Below are 23,362 nucleotides of genomic sequence, written 5' to 3'. Positions count from 1 at the left end.
CTAAAATTTCCGGCTTGTTACGGAGCTGGACCCGGACAACCCCAGGCAGACCTGCGGGCCCGCCAGCGCCCCGGGGCTTCCGGGATCGAGACGCGAGGACCGATGGCAGCCACACACGAGAGCAGTGCTCTCGGCCTGCTCGAGGACGAGATCCGCGAGCGGTTCGGCGATACGGCACGTTTCTCCGGGGGCCCCGCGGCCTCTCCGCGCACCCTCGTCGACGTCTTCGACGCATCCGTGCGGTCCTACCCGGACGAGCCCGCGCTGGACGACGGTACGACCTGTCTGACCTACCGTGCGCTCGCCGTGGAGGTCGAGCGGCTGCGCCGCCGGCTCGCGGACGCCGGGGTCGGGCTCGGCGACCGGGTGGGCGTCCGCGTTCCGTCCGGGACCAACGACCTCTACATCGCGATTCTCGCCGTGCTCGCCGCCGGTGCCGCCTACGTCCCGGTGGATGCCGAGGACCCGGACGAGCGGGCCGAGTTGGTGTTCGGGGAGGCGGGCGTACGGGCCGTCGTCGGGGCCGGTCACGAACTGACCGTCACGGGACGCAGCGAGGTTGCCACCGCGCGTCCCGGCGTCGAGCACGACGCGTGGATCATCTTCACCTCCGGATCGACCGGGAAGCCCAAGGGCGTCGCCGTGAGCCACCGCAGTGCCGCCGCGTTCGTGGACGCCGAGGCCGCGCTCTTCCTCACGGACGACCCCATCGGTCCGGCTGACAGGGTCATGGCGGGACTGTCGGTCGCCTTCGACGCGTCCTGCGAGGAGATGTGGCTGGCGTGGCGGTACGGGGCCTGTCTGGTGCCGGTGCCGCGTGCGCAGGTCAGGAGCGGCGCCGATCTCGGGCCCTGGCTGGTGGAGCAGGAGATCACCGTCGTGTCGACGGTGCCGACGCTCGCGGCGCTCTGGGAGCCGGAGACCCTCAACGACGTGCGGCTGCTCATCTTCGGCGGTGAGGCCTGCCCGCCCGAGCTGGTGCAGCGGCTGGTGACCGAGGGGCGCGAGGTCTGGAACACGTACGGGCCGACCGAGGCGACCGTCGTGGCCTGTGCCTCGCTGATGAGCGGCGAGGAGCCGATCCGGATCGGGCTGCCGCTGGACGGCTGGGAGCTGGCCGTCGTCGACGAGGCCGGGGCGCCGGTACCGATGGGCGCCACTGGGCAGTTGGTGATCGGCGGCGTCGGGCTCGCCCGGTACCTGGACGCCGAGAAGGACGCGGAGAAGTACGCGCCGCTGGAGTCGCTGGGCTGGGAACGGGCGTACCGCAGCGGTGACCTCGTCAAGGCGGAGCCGGAGGGGCTGGTCTTCCTCGGGCGGGCCGACGAGCAGATCAAGCTCGGTGGGCGTCGTATCGAGCTCGGCGAGGTCGACGCCGCTCTCCAGGCGTTGCCGGGAGTCGCGGGAGCGGCCGCCGCCGTGCGCACCGCCCGCAGCGGCAACCAACTCCTCGTCGGCTACGTCGTCACGCAGGACGGCTGGGACCAGGCGACGGCCGTCGAGAAGCTGCGGGCCGAACTGCCCGCGGCCCTGGTGCCGTTGCTGGCGCCGGTCGACGAGCTGCCGACCCGGACGTCGGGCAAGGTGGACCGTGCCGCCCTGCCGTGGCCGCTGGAGAACCTCGGGACCAGTGGTCCCGCCGAGCAGCTCTACGGCACCGAGGCGTGGCTCGCCGAGCAGTGGAGCGAGGTGCTCGGCATCCCCGTGTCGAGTGCGCGTGATGACTTCTTCGCGATCGGCGGCAGCAGTCTCGCCGCGGCCCAGCTCACCACCCGGCTGCGCACCCGCTATCCGAGCGCGGCCGTCCTCGACATCTACCAGCAGCCCGTGCTGCGAAAGCTGGCGCGGCACCTGGAGAAGTCGGCGCAGGACGACGGGGCCGCGCGGATCGTCGCCCCGGTCCCGGTGCGCGCCCAGGTGATCCAACTCCTCGCCATGGTCCCCCTGTTCACCCTGCTCGGGCTGCGCTGGACCGTGGTCCTGGCCGCGCTGGGCAACGTGGTGTCCTACGCGTGGCTGCCGACCGCCTCCTGGTGGCTGGTCGGGGCGGCGGCGCTGGTGCTGTTCAGCCCGCCCGGCCGGCTCGCGATCGCCGCGGGCGGGGCGCGGCTGCTGCTGCGGGGTGTGCGGCCGGGACGGTACGCACGCGGTGGCGGTGTGCATCTGCGGCTGTGGGCGGCCGAGCGGCTGGCGGAGTTCAGCGGGGCGACCTCGCTGACCGGGTCGTGGCTGGAGCGGTACGCGCGGGCGCTGGGCGCCAAGATCGGCCCTGATGCCGACCTGCACTCGCTGCCGCCGGTGACCGGCATGCTCAAGCTGGGCCGGGGTGCGGCCGTCGAGTCCGAGGTGGACCTGTCCGGGTGGTGGCTGGACGGCGACCGGCTGGAGATCGGCCCGGTCAGGGTGGGCGCGCACGCGGTCGTCGGGACGCGCAGCATCCTCTTCCCGGGCGCGCGGGTCGGCAAGCGGGCCGAGGTGGCGCCGGGTTCGGCGGTCACCGGGCAGGTCCCCACCGGTCAGCGCTGGGCGGGCGCGCCCGCGGTCAAGCTGGGCAAGGCCAAGCGGAACTGGCCCAAGGAGCGGCCGCGCAAGGGCACGTACTGGCGGGTGATGTACGGCGTGACGGGCTTCGCGCTCACCGCGCTTCCGGTGCTGGCCGGGGTGGTCGCGTTCCTGGTCGGTCGCGCGGTCTTCACGCCGGACGCGCCTCTGACGGGCGCCGCCGCGGCGCTCGTACCGGCGACGCTCGCCTTCGGGCTGGCGTACGCGCTGCTGATCCTGGTCGCCGTACGACTGCTCAGCCTGCGGCTGCGGGAGGGCACGCATCCGACCCACAGCCGGATCGGGTGGCAGGCGTGGACCGTCACGCAGCTGATGGACCGCTCGCGCGAGACCCTCTTCCCGCTGTACGCCGGGCTGGTCACGCCGGTGTGGCTGCGGCTGCTCGGGATGCGGATCGGGCGGGGTGCCGAGGTGTCGACCGTGCTCGCCCTGCCGAGCCTGACCACGGTCGGCGAGGGCGCGTTCCTGGCCGACGACACGCTGACCGCGCCGTACGAGCTCGGTGGCGGCTGGATGCGGATCGGGCGGGCGGAGATCGGGCGGCGGGCCTTCCTCGGGAACTCGGGGATGACCGCGCCGGGGCGGTCCGTGCCGGACGGCGGGCTCGTCGGGGTGCTGTCGGCGACGCCGAAGAAGGCGAAGAAGGGCAGCTCGTATCTGGGGCTGCCGCCGGTGAAGCTGCCGCGGGCCGCCGCCGGCGGGGACCAGAGCCGGACGTACGACCCGCCTGCGCGGCTGCTGTGGGCGCGCGGTCTGGTCGAGCTGTGCCGGATCGTGCCGGTGTTCTGCTCGGCGGCGATCGGGGTGCTGACGGTGGCGGCGCTGTGTGCGCTGGGTGTGTGGGCGTGGGCGCTGGCGGGCCTGGTGCTGCTCGCGGCGGGTGCCGTGGCGGGGCTGGTGTCCGTGGTCGCGAAGTGGCTGCTCGTGGGGCGGCACCGCAGTGGGGAGCATCCGCTGTGGAGCGGCTTCGTGTGGCGCAATGAGCTCGCGGACACGTTCGTCGAGGTCGTGGCGGTGCCGTGGCTGGCGGGTTCCGTGCCCGGTACGCCGCTGATGACGGCGTGGCTGCGGGGGCTCGGTGCGCGCATCGGCAGGGGCGTCTGGGTGGAGAGCTACTGGCTGCCGGAGACGGATCTGGTGACCCTGGAGGACGGGGCGACGGTGAACCGGGGCTGTGTGCTCCAGACGCACCTCTTCCACGACCGGATCTTGCGGACGGATACTGTGGTCCTCCGTGAGGGCGCGACGCTGGGTCCTGGCGGGATCGTGCTGCCCGGCAGCACGATCGGGGCCCGGACGACCTTGGGTCCCGCGTCGCTCGTCATGGCAGCGGAGTCCGTCCCCGACGACACCCGTTGGCTCGGCAACCCGATCGAGGCATGGCGTCCCTGAACGCCGGCCACTCGGCACGGGAGGGCGGTGCACCCGAGCGGAGTGGCGGCATGGCACAGGGAGCAGACACAGCGGTGGCGGTTCAGCAGGCGGCGGGTGCGGACCCGTATTTCCCGGAGAACGGTGACGCGCGGTACCGGGTGCACCGGTACGAACTCGCGCTGGACTACCGCCCGGGCCCGAACCGGCTGTCGGGCACGGCCCGGATCAACGCCATAGCGGGACGGTCGCCGCTGGGCGAGTTCTTCCTGAACCTGGCCGACTTCAAGGTCGGCCGGGTGCGGGTGGACGGCCGGCAGCCGCAGTACACGCACCGCGGCGGCAAGCTGCGGATCCGGCCCGCGAAGCCGGTCCGGCCCGGGGCCGCGTTCACGGTCGAGGTGCACTGGGCGGGCAATCCCAAGCCGGTGAACAGCCCGTGGGGCGGCCTGGGCTGGGAGGAGCTGGAGGACGGGGCGCTGGTGGCGAGCCAGCCGGTCGGGGCGCCGTCCTGGTACCCGTGCAACGACCGGCCCGCGGACAAGGCGTCGTACCAGATCTCGATCACGACGCCGTCGGCGTACTCGGTGGTGGCGGGCGGGCGGCTGCTGACCCGTACCACGAAGGCCTCCACGACGACCTGGGTGTACGAGCAGTCGGCGCCGACGTCCAGCTATCTGGTGGGGCTGTCGATCGGCAAGTACCAGACGGTGCTGCTGGGCGACCCGGGGCTGGGCGGGGTGCCGCAGCACGGGCACATTCCGTCGCATCTGCTCCCGCGGTTCTCCAGGGACTTCGCGCGTCAGCCGCAGATGATGGACCTGTTCCAGGAGCTGTTCGGTCCCTACCCCTTCGACGAGTACGCGGTCGTGGTGACGGAGGAGGAGCTCGATGTCCCCGTCGAGGCACAGGGGTTGTCGCTGTTCGGCGCCAACCATGTGGACGGGGGGCGGGGTTCGGAGCGGCTGGTCGCGCACGAGCTGGCCCACCAGTGGTTCGGCAACAGTGTGTCCATCGCGGACTGGCGGCACATCTGGCTGAACGAGGGGTTCGCGAAGTACGCCGAGTGGCTGTGGTCGGAGCGGTCGGGCGGGCGGACGGCCCAGCAACTCGCCGCCGCCGCGCATCGGTTGCTGTCGGGGCTCCCGCAGGATCTGAAGCTGGCCGATCCGGGCCGCAAGTCGATGTTCGACGACCGGCTCTACGAACGGGGCGGGCTGACCGTGCACGCGGTGCGGTGCGCGATGGGCGACGTGGCCTTCTTCCGCATGCTGCGGGGGTGGGCGGGGCTGCACCGGAGCGGGGCCGTGACCACGACGACGTTCACCGCGCACGCCTCGCGCTTCTCGGCCGAGCCACTGGACGAGGTGTTCCAGGCTTGGGTGTACGGGACGGCGCTGCCGCCGGTGCCTGTGCCGGCGACACGGGCGGCCGGCTAGTTCCGGGAGAATGACGGCCATGAGCACGCGTTCCTGCCCCTGCGGCCTGCCCGAGCCCTACGCCAAGTGCTGCGGCCGCTTTCACTCCGGCGCCGCCGCCGCGCCGACCGCCGAGGCGCTCATGCGGTCCCGATACTGCGCCTTCGTCCAGCAGGACGCCGCCTATCTGCTGCGGACCTGGCATCCGCGGACCCGGCCCGCGAGCCTCGACTTCGACGCGGGCATGCGGTGGACCGGTCTGGAGATCCTCGGCACGGGTGACGGGTCGGCGTTCCATTCCGTGGGGACGGTGACGTTCAGGGCGTCGTTCAGGGGCGGGTCGCTGCATGAGCGGAGCCGGTTCGAGCGGGTGGACGGGGCTTGGGTGTATGTGGACGGGGACTTCCTGGACTGAGCCGCCGACGGCTCACGGCGCCAGGATGTCCAGCTCCTGCAGTGCCCCCACCGTGATCTCCCGGGTCAGGGTCTCCGCGCGGACCGCGTCGCCCGCGCGGACGGCCTCGGCGACCTGGACGTGCAGGGTGACGGCGGCCGGGTCGGGGTCCTCGAACATGACCTCGTGATGGGTGCGGCCGGCGAGGACCTCGGCGACGACGTCCCCGAGGCGGGCGAACATCTCGTTGCCGGAGGCGTTGAGGATCACGCGGTGGAAGGCCACGTCGTGGATCAGATAGCCCTCCAGCTGGTGGCCCCGTGAGTGGGCGACCATGCCCAGCGCGCACTCGGTGAGTTCGGCGCACTGCTCCGCCGTGGCGTTCTTCGCCGCAAGGCCCGCCGCGACCGGTTCGAGCGCGGAGCGCAGGACCGTCAGTGACCGCAGCTGCCCGGGGCGGTCGGCACCGGCCAGGCGCCAGCGGATGACCTGTGGGTCGTAGACGTTCCACTGCGCCTTCGGACGGACCGTGACGCCCACGCGGCGGCGGGACTCGACCAGGTGCATGGACTCCAGGACGCGGACCGCCTCCCGCATAACCGAGCGGGACACATCGAACTGCTGGGCCAGTTCGTCCGTGCGCAGAACGCTGCCCGGCGGGTACTCACCCGCGGTGATCGCGGGGCCGAGGGATTCCAGTACTTGGCCGTGCAGCCCCCGGCCCGATGTGCTCATGCACTCAGCGTACGCGGCAGGTCACGGACTCAAAAAGTCAGACTTATTCATCACAGGCTCTTGAATTTGTCGTACCTAATGGGTTTCAGTTTGCGTCGACGCCCGAGGGCGTCCACGTGTCGATGAAGACAGCAGACAGTGAGGCAGCGATGAACACCCCCCATGTCGTCGTGGTGATGGGCGTCGCGGGCACCGGCAAGACCACCATCGGTCCGCTGCTCGCCGCCCGTCTCGGCGTCTCGTACGCCGAGGGCGACGACTTCCACCCGCCGGCCAACATCGCCAAGATGTCGGCCGGCACCCCGCTCACCGACGAGGACCGGTGGCCCTGGCTGGACGCCATCGGCGACTGGGCGGACGGCCGGGCGGGACTCGGCGGGGTGGTCAGCTGCTCGGCGCTGAAGCGCTCGTACCGCGACCGGCTGCGCGCCGCCGCTCCCGGGCTCGTCTTCGTGCACCTCGCGGGCGATCGCGCCCTCATCGAGGACCGCATGTCCCATCGGCAAGGGCACTTCATGCCGACCGCGCTGCTCGACTCCCAGTTCGCGACCCTCCAGCCGCTCCAGGAGGACGAGGCGGGAGTCGTGGTGGACGTCACCGGCAGCCCCGAGGAGATCACCGGCCGGGCCGCGAAGGCGCTGACCGAACTCCCGTAACCCCCCGCGCAAGCACCCCCTCCCCCATCATCCCCGTACCTGCAAGGGAACCCCCGTGACCAGACTCAGCGTCGAGTTGCTGGCAGCGGACCCGGTCGAGCCCATCACCTCGGCCGGTCACGCTCAGCTGGGCATCGCAGTCCTGGCGGGCATCGCCGTCATCGTCCTGCTCATCACCAAGTTCAAGCTCCACGCGTTCCTGTCGCTGACCATCGGGTCGCTGGCGCTGGGCGCGTTCGCCGGAGCGCCGCTCGACAAGGTCATCGCCAGCTTCACCGGCGGTCTCGGCACCACCGTCGCCGGCGTGGGCGTGCTGATCGCGCTCGGCGCGATCCTCGGCAAGATGCTCGCCGACTCCGGCGGCGCCGACCAGATCGTCGACACCATCCTCGCCAAGGCGGGTGGCCGGTCGATGCCGTGGGCGATGGTCCTCATCGCCTCCGTGATCGGTCTGCCGCTGTTCTTCGAGGTCGGCGTCGTGCTGCTGATCCCGGTCGTACTGATGGTCGCCAAGCGCGGCAACTACTCGCTGATGCGCATCGGCATCCCGGCCCTCGCGGGTCTGTCCGTGATGCACGGCCTGGTCCCGCCGCACCCCGGCCCGCTGGTCGCGATCGACGCGATCGGGGCCGACCTGGGTGTCACGCTGGCGCTCGGTGTGCTCGTCGCGATCCCGACGGTGATCATCGCCGGTCCGCTGTTCTCCCGGTACGCGGCCCGCTGGGTGGACGTCCCGGCGCCGGACAAGATGATCCCGCAGCGCCCGTCCGAGGACCTGGAGAAGCGTCCCGGCTTCGGCGCCACGCTGATCACCATCCTGCTGCCGGTCATCCTGATGCTCTCCAAGGCGCTCGTCGACATCGTCATCGACGACCCCGAGAACACCACGCAGCGGATATTCGACGTCATCGGTTCGCCGCTGATCGCCCTGCTCGCCTCCGTACTCCTCGGCATCTTCACGCTGCTGCGGCCCGCCGGGTTCGGCAAGGAGCGCCTCACGCCGCTGGTCGAGAAGGGCCTCGCGCCCATCGCCGGCATCCTCCTGATCGTCGGCGCGGGCGGCGGCTTCAAGCAGACGCTGATCGACACCGGCGTGGGCGCCATGATCCTGGACATCTCCGAGGACTGGTCGATCCCGGCGCTGCTGCTGGCCTGGCTGATCGCGGTGGCCATCCGGCTCGCGACGGGTTCGGCGACGGTGGCGACCGTGTCGGCCGCGGGGCTCGTGGCTCCGCTGGCCGCCGACATGTCGACGACCCACGCGGCCCTGCTGGTCCTCGCCATCGGCGCCGGCTCGCTCTTCTTCAGCCATGTCAACGATGCCGGGTTCTGGCTGGTCAAGGAGTACTTCGGCCTGACCGTCGGCCAGACCATCAAGACCTGGTCCGTCATGGAGACGATCATCTCCGTGGTCGCCGGTGGTCTCGTCCTGCTGCTCTCGTTGATCATCTAGGGATTCGGGGAGTACGACGATGAGTCACCCTCTGTTCGACATCAGCGGCCGGACCGCCCTGGTCACGGGCTCCAGCCGGGGCATCGGACTCGCCCTGGCCCGGGGTCTCGCGGAGGCCGGCTGCACGGTCGTCCTCAACGGGCGGGACGGCGAGCGGCTCACCAAGGCCGCCGCCGAACTGCCCGGCGACCGCGTCCACACGGCCGTGTTCGACGTGACCGACGGCGCCTCGGTGGCCGCGGGGATCGCGGACGTGGAGGAACGGGTCGGCCCGCTCGACATCCTGGTCAACAACGCGGGCATGCAACTGCGCGCCCCGCTCCTGGAGTTCACCGACTCCGACTGGCACCGCATCCTGGACACCAACCTGACCAGCGCGTTCCTGGTCGGCCGGGAAGCGGCCCGGCGGATGACGGCACGCGGTCACGGCAAGATCGTCAACATCTGCTCGCTGCAGAGCGAGGTGGCCCGCCCCGGCATCGCGCCCTACGCGGCCACCAAGGGCGCGCTGAAGATGCTCACCAAGGGCATGTGCGCCGACTGGGGCCCGCAGGGCGTCCAGGTCAACGGTCTCGGCCCCGGCTACATCGAGACCGAGCTGACCCAAGCCCTCGTCGAGGACGAGGAGTTCAGCTCCTGGGTGCGTCGCCGCACCCCGGCCGGCCGCTGGGGCCGTACGCAGGACCTGGTGGGCGGGGTGCTCTTCCTCGCCTCACCCGCCGCGGACTTCGTCAGCGGGCAGATCCTGTACGTCGACGGTGGAATGACGAGCGTGCTGTGATGACTCTCGGTTGTGTGATCCATGGTCAGGGCGACCTGCGGGTCGAGGAGTTGGCGTCGCCGTCGCCCGGTCCGGGGCAGGCCCTGGTCGCGGTCCGCTACGGCGGGGTCTGCGGCTCCGATCTGCACTACTGGCGGCACGGCGGGGTCGGGGACTTCCGGCTGCGGGAGCCGATGCTGCTCGGGCACGAGGTGGTCGGGACGGTTCTCTCGTACGGTGCCGGAGCGTCAGGTCCCCTTTCCGGTACGGCTGTTGCGGTGCACCCGGCCTCTCCCTGCGGGGTGTGCCCGGAGTGCGCCGACGGTCGGCGCAACGTCTGCCGGGACACCCGCTACCTCGGCAGCGCGGCCCGCTTTCCGCATGTCCAGGGCGGGTTCGCGGCCCAAGTGGTGGTGCCCGCGGAGCAGTTGAGGCCGCTCCCGGACGGGCTGGACCTTCGCCGGGCGGCTCTCGCCGAGCCCCTGTCCGTCGCGTTGCACGCGGTGCGGCGGGCCGGGGAGGTCGCGGGCAAGCATGTGCTCGTCACCGGGGCCGGGCCCATCGGCTGTCTGGTGGTCGCGGCGGCGAAGGCGGCCGGTGCGGCCCGGGTGACGGTGACGGACCTGCTGCCCGCGGCTCTGCGGTACGCGGAGAGCGCCGGCGCCGACACCGTCGTACGGGCCGACGATCCGGGTGATGCCGGGTGGCCGTCCGAGGTGGACGTGGCCGTCGAGGCGTCCGGGGTCGCGGCCGGGCTGGACACCTGTCTGCGGCTGGTGCGGCGCGGGGGTGTGGTCGTCCAGCTCGGGATGTTGCCGCCGGGGCAGTCGCCGTTCGCCGGGAATCTGGTCGTGAGCCGGGAGATCGAGCTGCGGGGGGCGTTCCGTTTCGACGGGGAGTTCGACGCGGCGCTGGAACTGCTCGCGGCCGAGCCGTCGTTCGACGGGCTGGTCAGCGCGGTGGTCCCGGTCCGGGAAGCGGAGTCGGCGTTCGCGCTGGCCGCGGACCGGACCGTGTCCTGCAAGGTGCTGCTGGACTTCGCGGACTGACCCGGTCGCTCCTCGGCGCCCTGCAATCCTGCACTCGGCTTCGCCCTGATACGGCTTCCCTGTCGGCGCGGTCGGCCCGATGATGGAAGGCCCCTGGGAACGGCATCCCAGGGGCGACCGTGTCGGGGGGCGTCATGGCGGTTTCCCTCGGGGTGCGTATCTCGGGGCTGCTCGTCGTCGGAACGGTGGCGGTGGCTGCCGCGGCCTTCACCGGTGACGGGAGTGACACGCCGGACAGAGGCGACGGCGGGGGCACGATCGTCACGGCCGGTCCCTCGGGCCGTGCGCCGGCGGGGCGTACCGGCTCCCCCTCCCCCGTCGTCCCGGCGCGGCCCAGGCCCGACGGGCATCTGAACAGTCCCACCGCGACTCCCGGGCCGCTGCGGAGCCCGGACGCCTCGCCCACCCCCGCCCCCGCTCCCTCGCCTTCTCCCTCCACGAGCGAGAGCCCCCTCGACATCCCCGTCTGGCTGCCGCCGGGTCCGGGTTCACCGAACGCCGACGGCGTACCGGACCCGTCCAGCGTCTACGACGGGCTCCGCGCCCCCACCGAGTGCCGGGCCGCCCTCGATGTCATCCCCGGGAAGCCGGCGGACGACGCGTGGCGGTTGCTGCGCGGGCTCGCCTCCGCCTGTCTCGCCGTGCAGGGCAAGGGCGGCAGCTGGGAGACGGCGTCGCGGGACTTCGCCGCGCTCGCGGGCAGGTCTGGCACCTGCAAGGGGCGGGCCGGGTACGCCGTGCTGGGCGGGCTGCTCGACTTCCACCGGCGGCATCCCGTCGCCACCGTGCGGCTCAAGGCCACGTCCGGTGGGACGCCCGCGTGCGCGTACGCGATCGCCAGGGTCGATTCGGGCGGCGACGGTCAGGCGCGGCCCGGGGAGACCGTCGGCATCGAGCTGGCCGGAACGTACTTCGACCATGCCGAACTGCTGCGGGACGGGCGGGTGTTCATCGACGGCCGGGAGCTGGACGGGCCGCCGGTCCTCGCCTCCGAGGCGGGTGACCATCTGGTGCTGAACGTGGTGGTGCCGGTGGTGGAGGGCCTGCCGAGGGCCGTCGACGTGGCCGTCCGGTTCGCGGGTGTCGAGGTGCGGGCGCGGGACGCGTTCACCGTCGTGGCGCCCGCGCCCACGGTGTCCGAGCCGGCGACGCCCACCACGTCAGTGGCGCCACAGGGAGTGTTCCCGCTCGGCCCACCCCCGGCTCACCGTCCCCGTCCGCAGGCCGCGCCGCGCCTCCGGGTCCCCCAGCGCCATGCCGATGTGGCCGGCGAGGACGATACCGACGGTCAGGGCCAGCCAGTCGTGGACGAAGGTCGCGCTGGTACGCCATTGGATCGGGGTGAGGTGGGTGAACCACATCAGCAGACCGGTGCCGAGCATCACCAGCGTGGCGCCGCCGATCCAGGAGGCGTAGATCTTCTGCCCGGCGTTGAACTTGCCCGCCGGACGGGCCGAGGGCCGCTTGTCGCGGCGCAGGGCGGCACGCAGCCAGACCCGGTCGTGCGGGCCGAAGCGGTTCAGGAAGCGCAGGTCGGTGCGGAAGTGGCGGGAGACCAGGCCGGCCAGGACGGGGACCGGCAGGGCGAGGCCGGACCACTCGTGGATGCGGACGACCAGCTCACGGCGGCCGACGAGTTCGGCGAGCTGGGGAATGTAGAGACAGGCGGCGGTGAGCACGCAGACGCCCATCAGGGCGGCGGTCGTGCGGTGCACCCAGCGCTGGGAACGGCCGAAGCGGCGTACGCGCGTCTCCGGCGGGGCTTCAGCTCGTAGGGTCATCGTCCCGTCCGTTCGACTTGCCGACCCAGGCGTCGACGTCGTAGCCGCGCTCCTCCCAGTAGCCGGGCTCCACGTCCTCGGTGACGGTGATGCCGGAGAGCCACTTGGCGGACTTGTAGAAGTACATCGGTGCGACATAGAGGCGGACCGGGCCGCCGTGGCTGTGGCCGAGGTCCTTGTCCTGCATGCGCAGCGCGACCAGGACGTCCGCGCGGCGGGCCTGGTCGAGGGTGAGGCTCTCGGTGTAGGTGCCGTCGAAGCAGCTGAAGCGGATCGCGGTGGCCTTGGCCCGTACCCCGGCGGCGTCGAGCAGCCGGGAGAGGCGTACGCCCTCGAAGGGGGTGCCCGGGACCCGCCAGCCGGTGACGCACTGGACGTCCTTGACCATCCGGGTCTGGGGCATCGCCCGCAGGTCGGAGAGGGTGTAGGTGGCCGGGCGGTCGACGAGGCCGTCGATCTTGAGGCGGTAGGTCGAGGCGTTCTTGTGGGGGACGGAGGAGGTGACCGAGTAGTAGCGGAAGCCGCCGCCGTTGGGGAGCAGGCCCGTGAGGCCGGTGGGGTCCTTGTCTGCCGCGCTGCCGAGGAAGGACTCCAGGCCGCGTTGCAGGGTGGGCGCGGCGACCACGCCGAGGGCGCCCAGGCCGAGGGTGCCGAGAAGGACACGGCGGCCGATGGGCCTGCCCTGTTCCTCGGGTTGTCCGGAGTTCACCTACCCATTCGAACACCCGCGGCCCTGGTGGACCAGGGTTCGCGGGTGCCCGTCAGACTTCCGTAAGCACTTCTTACGAAGAGGCCGCCTTGTCCAGCTGGAACGCCTCGTTGCCCAGACCGATGCGGGCGTGGGCCTCGGGCGAGCGGGCGCGCAGGAACAGTCCCTGGGCCAGGCCGACGATCAGGGCGAGGCCGATGATGCCGGGCAGGAGCCAGCTCAGGGACGAGTCCGGTCCGGCGCCGACCAGGACGTCGAAGTCCTTGACGGTGTAGCTGGCGATGACGAGCAGGGCGATGCCGGCGACCGCGGAGGTGGCCAGGCGCCAGGCCTGGGTGCCTGCGGCGCCGCGGCGGACGAAGAAGACGACGACCGAGAAGGAGGCCGCCGCCATCAGCAGGATCACCCCGAGGGCGCCGATGTTGCCGCCCCAGGTGAACAGGTGCAGGACGGGTTCGGTGGGGTCGCCGGTCGGCTTGTCGTCGGCGAACGCGAAGGCGGCGACGATCACCACCGAGACGGCCGTCTGGAGCAGCGACCCGGTCCCGGGGGCACCGCTGGTGTCGGTGGTGCGGCCGAACGCGGCGGGGAGCAGGCCCTCGCGGCCCATGGCGAAGGCGTAGCGGGCGACGACGTTGTGGAAGCTGAGCATGGCGGCGAACATGCCGGTCACGAACAGGATGTGCAGGACGTCGGTGAAGGTGCCGCCGAGGCGGGACTCGGTGAGGTTGAACAGCAGTCCGGCGCTCTGCTTCTGCGACTCGCCGACGATCGCGGAGGGTCCGGTGGCGACGGTGAGGGCCCAGCTGCTGACCGCGAGGAAGACGGCGACCCCGCCGACGGCCAGGAACATCACGCGGGGCACCAGGACGTGCGGGCGGCTGGTCTCCTCGGCGTAGACGGGTGCCTGCTCGAAGCCGAGGAAGGCGGCGATGCAGAAGCACAGGGCGGTGCCGACGCCCGCGCCGGTGAGGGTGTCCGGGTTGAAGGCGTGCAGGGACAGGCCCTCCTTGCCGGGGTCGGCGACGGCGGCGATGTCGAAGATGACGACCAGGACCACCTCGATGACCAGCAGGACGCCGAGCACCTTCGCGTTGACGTCGATCTTCAGCCAGCCCAGCGCGCCGACGGCGAGCGCGGCCACCAGGGCCGGTATCCACCAGGCGATCTCCAGGTCGGCGTAGGTGGCGAAGAGGCCGGAGACCTCGAAGCCGAAGATGCCGTAGATGCCGACCTGGAGGGCGTTGTAGGCGACCAGGGCGACCAGGGCCGCGCTCGCGCCGGCCGTGCCGCCGAGGCCGCGGGAGATGTACGCGTAGAAGGCGCCGGCGTTGTGGACGTGCCGGCTCATCTCGGCGTAGCCGATGCCGAACAGGACGAGGATCACGCCGAGGAGGACGAAGAGGAGGGGCTGTCCGACGATGCCCATCACCGCGAATGTGGTGGGCATGACACCCGCGACCACCATGAGGGGCGCGGTCGCCGCGAGCACGGAGAGCAGCAGGCCCCCGGTGCCCAGGCGGTCGGCGCGCAGGGCCCGCTCCTGGCCCTTGAAGGTGCTGATGCCGTCGGTTCTTTTCGTACTCGAGCTGTCCGTTGTCACGGGGGAGACCGTCCTTTTCGGGGAGGGGAGGGCGTCACACCGTGCCGAGCGCGCTGTCGCGTGCGGCACGGAAGGCTGAGGCGGGGTCGCGGTCGGGGTACGCCCAGGGGGCGGGGGTGGGGTGCTCGCCGATGCGGTGGAACAGGGCGGCGGCCTCGGCGCCCCGGCCCTCGCAGACCTTGGCGTGGGCGAGGAAGTTGAGGTCGACGAGGCGGCGGGGGTGCCCCTCGTGCTCCCACTCCAGCCACCAGTCGAAGGCGGCCTTCATCACCTGGCGGGCCCGGCGGCCGACCCAGTGGCCGGAGGCGGCCGGGTCGGGGGGCTCGTGGCCGGCGCCGGCGAGGACGCGGTAGCGCTCGGCGTGGGCGATGACCGGGAGGATCGCGAGCGGGGAGTCGGCGGGGGCCTGTTCGGCGGCCCAGTTGGCGAAGTCGTAGACCTCGTGCAGCGGGTCCGGGCCTGCGTCGGCGCGGTGCTCGGCGAGCCGGGCGACCATCAGATGGTGGGCGTGGTGGTGGTCGGCGTAGCGGCGGCGGACCTCCTCGAAGATCCGCACGGCGCCTCCGGCACCGGCCGTGCCCCGCTCCAGCATGAGCAGGCCCAGCCAGGGGGTGGGGTCGGCGGGGGCGCGCTCGGCGGCGGTCCGGCAGGCCTCGCGGGCGCGGTCCGGCTTCTCCTTGCCGCGCAGGGAGCGCTGGACCTGGGCGAGGGCGAGCAGGACGGAGGCGTCGGCGGACTCGGGTTCGGCGAGCAGCCAGTCGCGGGTCCAGGCGGCGCTGTACGGCTCCAGGGCGAGGACGGTCACCCGGTGGCCGCGCAGATCCCACTCGTCGCCGGACTGGGCGATCAGGGAGCGGGCGGCCTGCCAGCGGCCCTGGGCCAACGCGGCGCGGGCGGAGATGAGTTCGGCGTCGTCGAGGGCGGCCTCGAAGGCCTGGGCCGCCCGTCTTCGGCTGCGGCCCAGTGGGGGTGGGGGTGGAGACACCGCGGAGACTTCCTCACGCGACGTTGCTCGACGTCGTAGTTCGTTGCGTGGGCAGATGGTCACGGACAGCAAACCCGCAGCCAAGGCTTCTCGTCAAGGCTGGGACGGGTGTGACACGGTTCAACTGTCGTGACGGGAGAGGCAGTTGTGATCATGATCGGCAGGCCGCCGGGCCTCTGTGTGGCGTACGCCATGGCGTCCTGGGCCCCGCCCCCGCACCATGGCGAGAAGGTCGTACGGGGTGACCGAGTCAACTGCCCGGTTCCGGGTACTCCGGGGAGCAAGCCGGGCCCTGGGGCGCTAAAGTCGGCCCCTGACCCGTCCCCGTAGCCCGGCCCATTGATCGAGGTACGCAGCGTGTCGGTTCTTGTTCTGGTTCTCGCCGTGAGCGCCGCCTGCTGCCTGGGCTTCGGTTTCGTCCTCCAGCAGAACGCGGCTCAGCGGGCACCCCTGAACGACTTCCTCTCGCCCCGGCTGCTCCTGGACCTCGTCAAGATCCCTCGCTGGCTCGGCGGTATCGCCCTGATGGTGGCCGGTATGGTCCTCGGCGCCATCGCCCTGGGCCAGGGCGAGATCTCCCTGGTGGAGCCGCTGCTGGCGACGAACCTGCTGTTCGCGATGGCCCTCTCGCGCCGTCAGACCAAGCAGTCGCTGGGCCGCCAGGGCTGGGCGGGCCTGCTGCTCCTCGCCGGCGGCGTGACGGCGTTCATCGTGGCGGGCGAACCGCGCGGCGGTACGGCGGTCACGGCCCCGTTCCGGCACTGGCTGATCATCGGCGCGATGATCGGTCTCGCGCTGCTGCTGACGACGTACGCGAAGCGGTCCCGGCTGGTCGCGGGACCGGCGCTGCTCGCGGTGGCGGCCGGGCTGCTGTACGGCGTCCAGGACGCGCTGACGCGGGTGAGCGGCGAGCGGTTCTCCGAGGGCGGCCTCGTGCACGTCCTCACCGGCTGGCAGCCGTACGCGGTGCTGGCGCTCGGCGTGACCGGCCTGGTGCTGGTCCAGAGCGCCTTCGAGACGGCCTCCCTGCGGATGTCGCTCCCCGCCCTCACCGCCGCCCAGCCCCTCGCCGGGATCATCTGCGGCGTGGGCTTCCTGGGCGACCGGCTGCGCACCGACACGGGGGCGCTCGCGTGGGAGGCGGCGGGGCTGGCCGCGGTCGTGACCGGGATCGTGCTGCTGGGGCTGCATCCGGCGATGCCGTGCGGCACGGCGGAGCGACCGGTGCGGGCGCGGGACCTGCAGCCGAACTGACCTTTCTGGGGCGCGGGCCGGCCACGTGGGGACACCCTGCTTGGATGGACCCATGAGCTCCGCTGACGAGATCCTCGACATCGTCGACGAGAACGACCAGGTCGTCGGGCAGTCCCCCCGCGGTGCGGCGTACGCCCGGGGCCTGCGTCACCGTTGCGCCTTCATCCAGGTCCGGGACGCCGCCGGCCGTCTCTTCGTGCACCGCCGCACCCCGACCAAGCTGGTCTTCCCCTCCCTGTACGACATGTGGGTCGGCGGAGTGGTCGGCGCGGGCGAGACCTACGACGAGGCGGCGCTGCGGGAGGCGGAGGAGGAGCTGGGCGTCTCCGGGCTCCCCTCCCCCGAGTTCCTCTTCAAGTTCCTGTACGACGACGGCGCCGGGCAGACCTGGTGGTCGGCGGTGTACGAGGTGCGCTGCGATCTGCCGGTGAATCCCCAGGCCGAGGAGGTCGCCTGGCACGACTTCCTGCCGGAGGAGGAGGTGGAGCGGCGGCTGTCGCAGTGGGAGTGGGTACCGGACGGCCTGGACGCGTACGAGCGGCTGCGGGCCTTCCGAGCGGGCGGCTGATCGGGGCCGGACGGCCCGGTAGGGTCCAGGGCGTGATCGATTTTGCACGGAACGTCCGGCTCTGGTTCGCGCCCGAGGCGATCCGGGAGGACGGCAGGACGCCCGACTACCGGTTCTCGCTCGCCAATGAGCGCACGTTTCTGGCCTGGCTGCGGACCGCGCTCGCGCTCATCGGCGGCGGGTTCGCGGTGGACCAGTTCCTGCCGGATCTGCGCTGGGGCTGGCGGGTCGGGCTGGCGCTCGCGCTGCTCGGGGCCGGGGTGCTGTGCTCGTTGCGCGCGGTCAATCACTGGATGCGGTGCGAACGGGCGATGCGGCGGGGTGAGGATCTGCCCGTGTCGCGGTTCCCGGCGGCGCTGAGCGTCGTCGTGGCGGTCGTCGCCGTCGCGATGGTCTTCGTCGTGCTCGTCGGGTGGGAGGGGTGAGCACCCCGGCCGCCGAGGAACGGGACCCCGGACTCCAGCCCGAGCGCACCCGGCTCGCCTGGCGCCGTACGACCCTCTCCGGCACCGTCTGCGCCGTACTCGCCGTCAAGACCGCGCTGCACGGCGGCCCGTCCGCCTCCGGCGTCGTCGCCTGCGCCCTGGCCTGCATGCTCTGGCTGGGCTTCCTGCTGCTCGCGCACCGCCGTATCCGCGCCCTCGCCGCCGCCGACGCCCCCTCCGCGATCGCCCCGCGGCACGCCACGGCGGCGGTCCTGTGCACCGTGGCGATGGCCGCGTGCGGGGCCGCCCTGGTGTTCTAGCTCCCGCTAGCCTCTCTCGCCCTCACCCTCCCCCTCGGTCTCCCAGTCCACCGTCACCACGATCTTCCCGCGGGTCCGCCCCTCCTGATTCAGCCGCTGCGCCTCCGCCGCCCGCTCCAGCGGGAACGTCCGCGACACATGCACCGACACCACGCCCTGATCCGCGAGTTCGGACAGGCGCCGCAGGTCCTCGGCGTCCGGGCGCACCCAGTAGTAGCGGCCGCCGTAGCCGACGACCTCCCCGTCCGCGATGGACACCAGGCGGCCCTCGGGTGCCAGCAGGTTCGCCGAGACCGTCAGGGTCTCGCCGCCGATCGTGTCGAACGCCGCGTCCACGCCCTCGGGGGCCAGCCCGCGCACCCGCTCGGCCAGGCCCTCGCCGTACTCGACGGGCTCGCCGCCGAGGCCGCGGACGAAGTCGTGGTTGCCCTGGCTCGCCGTACCGATGACCCGGGCACCGAAGTGGCGGGCCAGCTGTACGGCGACGGAGCCCACACCCCCCGCCGCCGCGTGCACCAGGACCGTCTCGCCGCGCTTGACCTGGAGCGCCTTCACCAGCACCTGGTAGGCGGTGAGCCCCACCAGCGGCAGGCCGGCCGCCTCCTCGAAGGAGAGGTTGCGGGGCTTGCGGGCGAGGGTGCGGACGGGGGCGGCCACGTACTCGGCGAAGGTGCCCCGGGAGAGGAAGTCCTCACGGACGTATCCGATGACCTCGTCGCCGACCGCGAACTCCGTGACGGACACGCCGAGTCCGACCACGACCCCGGAGACGTCCCAGCCGGGGACCACCGGGAAGACGGGGTCGAGAATCGGGTCGAGGTGCCCCTCGCGGGCGTGCCAGTCGACCGGGTTGACCGCCGCCGCCCGGACCTTGACCAGCACCGCGTCGACCCCGACCTTGGGGTCGCGCACCTCCCCGTATGCGAGGACCTCGGGTCCGCCGTAGCGTGAGTAGCTGATGCCTTTCATGGCACCGACCCTCCGGGGTACTCGGACGCCACGCAAGCGGGATGCCCGGATATGCGGCGTTCGCGTGGCAGCCTTTCCGACGGCATCGGCAACATCTCCGAAGGTGAGCAGCATGACCACCCTCCACCAGGAACACGCCTCCCACTCGCACGCCCACGGCCCCGACTGCGGGCACACCGAGGTGCCGCACGGGGACCACGTCGACTACGCGCACGGCGGCCATCTGCACCGCGAGCACAGCGGCCACTGGGACGAGTGCGAGCCGGGCGGGCATGTCACCCATGACGGTCACGAGCACACGCACGGGGACGACTGCGGCCACGAGAGCGTGCTGCACGGCGACCACGTCGACTATGTGCACGACGGTCACCGGCACGCCCGCCACGAGGGCCACTGGGACGACCACTGACCCGGCACTGACCGGTCCGCGACCTGACATCGCCCGACCGGGAAGCATCCCCGACAGCTCCCCGACGCACCCTGCGGGGAGCTGTCGGCCTAGGGTGACGCCCTAGGGTGGCTCAGATCACGTTCGCCCTACACACTGGACGGCATACCGACCGGTCGGCATCATGAGTCGGGAACCGTTCGTCTGCCGTAGGAGCGATGCATGAGCCCCGACCATCCGCCCGGACTCGACCTCGACCGGCTGCGCGGCCTGCTCGACCGCGTGCGGCCCGGACTGGTCCACGGCCCCCTGACCGGCCGGCTGATCGAGGGCGGACGGTCGAACCTCACCTACGCGGTCTCCGACGGCACGTCGAAGTGGGTCGTACGACGGCCTCCGCTCGGTCATGTCCTGGCCACCGCGCACGACATGAAGCGCGAGCACCGGGTGATCAGCGCGCTGCATCCGACGAACGTTCCGGTGCCGCGGCCCGTGCTGCTGTGCGAGTCCGAAGAGGACGCAGCGGTGCTCGGGGCACCGTTCTACGTCATGGAGTTCGTCGAGGGCACTCCGTACCGCACCGCCGACCAGCTGGTCCCGCTCGGCCCGGAGCGCACCCGGGGCGCGGTGCTGTCCCTGGTGGACACGCTCGTCGAACTGCACGCGGTGGACCCCGCCGAGGTGGGTCTCGCGGACTTCGGACGCCCCGAGGGCTTCCTGGACCGTCAGCTGCGGCGTTGGGGCAAGCAGCTGGACGCCTCCCGCAACCGTGAGCTGGCCGGCATCGACGAGCTGCACGCGGCGCTCGGCCGGCAGCTGCCGACGTCCCCCGAGGCGACCGTGATCCACGGCGACTACCGGCTCGACAACGTGCTGATCGGTGAGGACGACAGCATCAAGGCGATCCTCGACTGGGAGATGTCGACCCTCGGTGACCCGCTGACCGACCTCGGTCTGCTGGTCATGTACAGCATGCCGCTCGACATGCCCGACTCCCCCGTCTCCACCACCGCCACGGCCCCCGGGCACCCGGAGCCGGCCGAGTTGATCGAGCGGTACGCGGCCCGGTCGGGGCGCGATGTCTCCCAGGTGTCCTGGTACACGGCGTTCGCCTGGTTCAAGCTCGCCGTGATCCTCGAGGGCATCCACTACCGCTACACCCTGGGCCAGACGGTCGGCGACGGCTTCGACCGCATCGGCGACCTCGTCCCCGTCTTCATCTCGCACGGCCTGACCACCCTCCAGGAAGGCTGACCCGCCATGGACTTCGCGTTCGACGCACGCACCGAGGAACTGCGCGCCAAGCTGCTCGCCTTCATGGACGAGCACGTCTACCCCGCCGAGGCCGTCGCCGAGGAGCAGCGCGCGCGGCTGGCCTCGCCGTGGGACACCCCGGCCGTGGTGGAGGAGTTGAAGGCCGAGGCGCGCAGGCAGGGCCTGTGGAACCTCTTCCTGCCCGATGCCGAGTACGGGGCCGGGCTGACCAACCTGCAGTACGCGCCGCTCGCCGAGATCACCGGCCGCTCCCCGCAGCTCGCGCCGACCGCGCTGAACTGCGCGGCGCCGGACACCGGCAACATGGAGGTGCTCACCCAGTTCGGTGACGAGCAGCAGAAGAAGCAGTGGCTGGAGCCGCTGCTTGCCGGTGAGATCCGCTCGGCGTTCGCGATGACCGAGCCGGAGGTGGCCTCCTCGGACGCCACCAACATCACCACATACATCGAGCGGGAGGGCGACGAGTACGTCGTCACGGGCCGCAAGTGGTACATCTCCGGGGCGATGAACCCGGACTGCAAGATCTTCATCGTGATGGGCAAGACGGACCCGGACGGCGACGACATCCGCCGCCAGCAGTCGATGATCCTGGTCCCCCGCGACACCCCGGGCGTCACGGTCAAGAGGGCGATGCAGGTCTTCGGCTACGAGGACCACTCCCACGGCGGTCACGCCGAGGTGATCTTCGACCACGCGCGTGTGCCGGTGTCGAACCTGATCGGCGAGGAGGGCGGCGGCTTCGCCATCGCCCAGGCCCGCCTCGGTCCGGGCCGCATCCACCACTGCATGCGGCTGATCGGCATGGCGGAGCGGGCGATCGAGCTGATGTGCCGCCGGGCGGTGTCCCGTGCGGCCTTCGGCAAGGCGCTGGCCCAGCAGGGCGTGGTGCACAACTGGATCGCCGACGCGCGGGTGACCGTCGAGCAGCTGCGGCTCCTCGTGCTGAAGACGGCCTGGCTGATGGACACCGTCGGCAACCGGGGCGCCCACACGGAGATCCAGTCCATCAAGATCGCCACGCCGCGGGCGGTGGTCGACATCATCGACCGGGCGATCCAGCTGCACGGCGCGGGTGGCGTCAGCCAGGACTTCCCGCTGGCCGAGCTGTACGCCGGCGCCCGGACGCTGATGATCGCCGACGGTCCGGACGAGGTGCACCAGCGGTCGTTGGCGCGGCGGGAGCTGAAGAAGTACCTGTAGACCCGGTCATGCCGAGGGCCGGTACAGGGGTCCCCCACGCCCGTACCGGCCCTCGTCCCCCGAGGTGGTCGGTCATCGGTGGCTGGGCGCGGTGAGCGTCCAGCCCTGGCGGCAGGTCAGTCCGAAGGTGCCGTCGTCACAGCCCTCGACCTTGAACTTGTAGGCGCCGGTGGTCTCCAGGGAGAGCGTGATGGCGGAGCCGACGGAGAGACAGGACGCCGATGCGCTGCGGGTCGTGCCGGCCGACGATCACCCCGTGGTCCGTACGGGTCTCGCCGCGCTGCTGGAGTCGGTGCGGGACGGCACTCCCCCGGTCCGGGTCGTCGGGGTGGCTGCCGGTGGGCGGGAGGCCGTACGGGCCGCGGTGACGCTGCGGCCGCACGGGATGGTGATGGACATCCGGATGCCCGACCAGAACGGCATCGAGGCGACGCGGGAGATCGGCCGGGTCGCCCCGGCGGTGGCGGTGCTGATGCTCACCATGGTCGAGGAGGACGGCTCGGTGTTCGCGGCGATGCGGGCCGGTGCCCGGGGCTATGTGCTCAAGGGCGCCGGGCAGGACGAGATCGTGCGGGCCATCCGGGCCGTGGCCGCCGGCGAGGCGATCTTCGGGCCCGGGGTGGCCCGGCGGGTCCTCGGGCAGCTCGGGCGGCCGCTGCCGCAGCCCGATCCGTGCCCGGCGCTCACCCCGCGGGAACGGGACGTGCTGACACTGACCGCCGACGGACAGCCCAACGGGGTGGTGGCCAACCGGCTCGGGCTGTCCCCCAAGACGGTCAGCAACCACATGTCGGCGGTCCTGGCGAAGCTGGGCGTCGCCGGTCGCGCCGAGGGCGGCGGCCTGGGCCCGGGAGACCGGGCTGGGCCCCGCCCAGGAGGCCTGGCGCGGCGTCAGGGGCGCAGGGCTCTCAGCAGCAGGTCGGCCAGATGGTCGGCGACCTCCTGTGAGCTCATCGTGCCGTCGGGGCGGTACCAGGTCGACAGGTGGTGGACCGAACCGAAGTGATAGTCCACCACCAGGTCGGCCGGGGTCGCCTTGGAGAAGACGCCCGCCTCCTGGCCCTCCTCGACGAGCGCGCGGAACCGCTCGTGGTAACGCCGACGCTCGGCGCGCACCTGCTTGTTCTTCTCCGGGCTCAGATGGTGCATGGAGCGGAAGAAGATCATCGCGTCGTCGAGGTTCTCGATCGTCGTGACGACGACGTCCGCGGCGGCACCGCGCAGCCGCTTCTCGATCGGCTCGTCGGAGCTCGCGAAGGCGTCGAGGCGCTCCTGCTGGACGCGCAGCACGCGCGCGTACACCTCGTGCAGGAGGTCGTCCTTCGAGCCGAAGTAGTGGTAGAGCGCCCCCTTGGTGACGCCTGCCGCCTCGACGATCTCCTGCACGGAGGTGCGGTCGTAGCCCTGCTCGGCGAAGAGCCGGGTGGCGGCGGCCAGCAGCCGCTGCGGGACGGGCGTACCGTCTCCGTCGGTCGTCCTTGGCACTG

The 23,362-nt window shown here is 72.0% G+C and carries 23 protein-coding genes; 15 read left to right on the top strand and 8 right to left on the bottom strand.

The window, feature by feature from the left end:
* The first annotated feature begins 102 nt into the window (after positions 1-102).
* The 3 genes from QF037_RS37135 to QF037_RS37125 all read left to right on the top strand — a co-directional run bounded on the left by QF037_RS37135 (position 103) and on the right by QF037_RS37125 (position 5,766).
* The gene (locus QF037_RS37135; RefSeq protein ID WP_307032902.1) at positions 103-3,954 is read left to right on the top strand and encodes a Pls/PosA family non-ribosomal peptide synthetase; all 3,852 of its coding nucleotides are present in this window, start codon (positions 103-105) and stop codon (positions 3,952-3,954) included.
* Between the two features lie 74 nt (positions 3,955-4,028).
* The gene (locus QF037_RS37130; RefSeq protein ID WP_307037552.1) at positions 4,029-5,372 is read left to right on the top strand and encodes a M1 family metallopeptidase; all 1,344 of its coding nucleotides are present in this window, start codon (positions 4,029-4,031) and stop codon (positions 5,370-5,372) included.
* A 19-nt stretch (positions 5,373-5,391) separates the two neighbouring features.
* Positions 5,392-5,766 carry a YchJ family protein gene (locus tag QF037_RS37125; protein WP_307032900.1) on the top strand — a complete coding sequence of 125 codons (375 nt, stop codon included), beginning with the start codon at positions 5,392-5,394 and terminating at the stop codon, positions 5,764-5,766.
* A 12-nt stretch (positions 5,767-5,778) separates the two neighbouring features.
* Here QF037_RS37125 and QF037_RS37120 read toward each other — a convergent pair whose 3' ends face one another.
* The gene (locus QF037_RS37120; RefSeq protein WP_307032898.1) at positions 5,779-6,480 is read right to left on the bottom strand and encodes a FadR/GntR family transcriptional regulator; all 702 of its coding nucleotides are present in this window, start codon (positions 6,478-6,480) and stop codon (positions 5,779-5,781) included.
* Between the two features lie 149 nt (positions 6,481-6,629).
* Here QF037_RS37120 and QF037_RS37115 point away from each other — a divergent pair, with 149 nt between their 5' ends.
* The 4 genes from QF037_RS37115 to QF037_RS37100 are packed head-to-tail and all read left to right on the top strand — an operon-like array spanning position 6,630 to position 10,398.
* Positions 6,630-7,136, top strand: coding sequence for a gluconokinase (locus QF037_RS37115; protein WP_307032896.1), 507 nt, complete (start codon positions 6,630-6,632; stop codon positions 7,134-7,136).
* Between the two features lie 55 nt (positions 7,137-7,191).
* Positions 7,192-8,589, top strand: coding sequence for a GntP family permease (locus QF037_RS37110; protein WP_307032894.1), 1,398 nt, complete (start codon positions 7,192-7,194; stop codon positions 8,587-8,589).
* Between the two features lie 19 nt (positions 8,590-8,608).
* Positions 8,609-9,370, top strand: a complete 762-nt coding sequence (locus QF037_RS37105; protein ID WP_267016329.1) for a glucose 1-dehydrogenase — start codon at positions 8,609-8,611, stop codon at positions 9,368-9,370.
* Positions 9,370-10,398 (top strand): L-idonate 5-dehydrogenase, encoded by a 1,029-nt coding sequence (locus QF037_RS37100; RefSeq protein ID WP_307032892.1) that lies wholly within the window; start codon positions 9,370-9,372, stop codon positions 10,396-10,398. The genes QF037_RS37105 and QF037_RS37100 overlap by 1 nt, the downstream gene beginning before the upstream one ends.
* A gap of 862 nt (positions 10,399-11,260) precedes the next feature.
* Here QF037_RS37100 and QF037_RS37095 read toward each other — a convergent pair.
* The 5 genes from QF037_RS37095 to QF037_RS37075 all read right to left on the bottom strand — a co-directional run bounded on the left by QF037_RS37095 (position 11,261) and on the right by QF037_RS37075 (position 15,476).
* The gene (locus QF037_RS37095) at positions 11,261-11,557 is read right to left on the bottom strand and encodes a hypothetical protein (RefSeq protein ID WP_307032890.1); all 297 of its coding nucleotides are present in this window, start codon (positions 11,555-11,557) and stop codon (positions 11,261-11,263) included.
* 1 nt (position 11,558) lies between these two features.
* Positions 11,559-12,179, bottom strand: a complete 621-nt coding sequence (locus QF037_RS37090) for a cytochrome b/b6 domain-containing protein (protein ID WP_307032888.1) — start codon at positions 12,177-12,179, stop codon at positions 11,559-11,561.
* Positions 12,163-12,888 carry a molybdopterin-dependent oxidoreductase gene (locus QF037_RS37085; RefSeq protein ID WP_307032887.1) on the bottom strand — a complete coding sequence of 242 codons (726 nt, stop codon included), beginning with the start codon at positions 12,886-12,888 and terminating at the stop codon, positions 12,163-12,165. Before QF037_RS37085 ends, QF037_RS37090 begins: the two co-directional genes overlap by 17 nt.
* Before the next feature lie 73 nt (positions 12,889-12,961).
* Entirely contained in the window at positions 12,962-14,491 is a 1,530-nt protein-coding gene (locus tag QF037_RS37080) for an APC family permease (RefSeq protein ID WP_307032884.1), read from the bottom strand.
* A gap of 34 nt (positions 14,492-14,525) precedes the next feature.
* Positions 14,526-15,476 (bottom strand): hypothetical protein, encoded by a 951-nt coding sequence (locus QF037_RS37075; RefSeq protein WP_307032881.1) that lies wholly within the window; start codon positions 15,474-15,476, stop codon positions 14,526-14,528.
* A gap of 357 nt (positions 15,477-15,833) precedes the next feature.
* Here QF037_RS37075 and QF037_RS37070 point away from each other — a divergent pair, with 357 nt between their 5' ends.
* The 4 genes from QF037_RS37070 to QF037_RS37055 are packed head-to-tail and all read left to right on the top strand — an operon-like array spanning position 15,834 to position 18,043.
* The gene (locus QF037_RS37070; protein WP_307032879.1) at positions 15,834-16,730 is read left to right on the top strand and encodes a DMT family transporter; all 897 of its coding nucleotides are present in this window, start codon (positions 15,834-15,836) and stop codon (positions 16,728-16,730) included.
* Between the two features lie 52 nt (positions 16,731-16,782).
* On the top strand, positions 16,783-17,298 hold the full coding sequence (locus QF037_RS37065) for an NUDIX hydrolase (RefSeq protein WP_307032877.1): 516 nt from the start codon (positions 16,783-16,785) through the stop codon (positions 17,296-17,298).
* A gap of 32 nt (positions 17,299-17,330) precedes the next feature.
* Positions 17,331-17,723, top strand: a complete 393-nt coding sequence (locus QF037_RS37060) for a YidH family protein (protein ID WP_307032875.1) — start codon at positions 17,331-17,333, stop codon at positions 17,721-17,723.
* A complete protein-coding gene (locus tag QF037_RS37055) occupies positions 17,720-18,043 on the top strand; it encodes a DUF202 domain-containing protein (protein WP_307032873.1) in 324 nt (107 codons plus the stop codon). Before QF037_RS37060 ends, QF037_RS37055 begins: the two co-directional genes overlap by 4 nt.
* 6 nt (positions 18,044-18,049) lie before the next feature.
* Here QF037_RS37055 and QF037_RS37050 read toward each other — a convergent pair whose 3' ends face one another.
* Positions 18,050-19,012 carry an NADP-dependent oxidoreductase gene (locus QF037_RS37050; protein WP_307032871.1) on the bottom strand — a complete coding sequence of 321 codons (963 nt, stop codon included), beginning with the start codon at positions 19,010-19,012 and terminating at the stop codon, positions 18,050-18,052.
* 112 nt (positions 19,013-19,124) lie between these two features.
* Between QF037_RS37050 and QF037_RS37045 the strand changes: the two genes are divergently transcribed.
* The 4 genes from QF037_RS37045 to QF037_RS37030 all read left to right on the top strand — a co-directional run bounded on the left by QF037_RS37045 (position 19,125) and on the right by QF037_RS37030 (position 22,881).
* Positions 19,125-19,421 (top strand): hypothetical protein, encoded by a 297-nt coding sequence (locus tag QF037_RS37045; protein WP_307032869.1) that lies wholly within the window; start codon positions 19,125-19,127, stop codon positions 19,419-19,421.
* Between the two features lie 201 nt (positions 19,422-19,622).
* Complete coding sequence (locus QF037_RS37040) at positions 19,623-20,654, top strand: phosphotransferase family protein (protein WP_307032868.1); 1,032 nt, start codon at positions 19,623-19,625, stop codon at positions 20,652-20,654.
* Between the two features lie 6 nt (positions 20,655-20,660).
* Positions 20,661-21,875: an acyl-CoA dehydrogenase family protein gene (locus QF037_RS37035; RefSeq protein WP_307032865.1), complete on the top strand. Its 1,215-nt coding sequence runs from the start codon at positions 20,661-20,663 to the stop codon at positions 21,873-21,875.
* Positions 21,876-22,065: 190 nt separating this feature from the next.
* Positions 22,066-22,881 (top strand): response regulator transcription factor, encoded by an 816-nt coding sequence (locus QF037_RS37030; RefSeq protein ID WP_307032863.1) that lies wholly within the window; start codon positions 22,066-22,068, stop codon positions 22,879-22,881.
* On the opposite strand, the gene QF037_RS37025 is transcribed toward QF037_RS37030, so the two are convergent.
* The gene (locus QF037_RS37025; RefSeq protein ID WP_307032861.1) at positions 22,767-23,360 is read right to left on the bottom strand and encodes a TetR/AcrR family transcriptional regulator; all 594 of its coding nucleotides are present in this window, start codon (positions 23,358-23,360) and stop codon (positions 22,767-22,769) included. The genes QF037_RS37030 and QF037_RS37025 overlap by 115 nt on opposite strands.
* Between the last annotated feature and the right edge of the window lie 2 nt (positions 23,361-23,362).

The sequence above is a fragment of the Streptomyces canus genome, assembly GCF_030815415.1.
GTDB lineage: Bacteria > Actinomycetota > Actinomycetes > Streptomycetales > Streptomycetaceae > Streptomyces > Streptomyces canus_F.
Note: the sequence above shows the minus strand (reverse complement) of the source record. Positions and strands in the feature narration are given on the sequence as shown.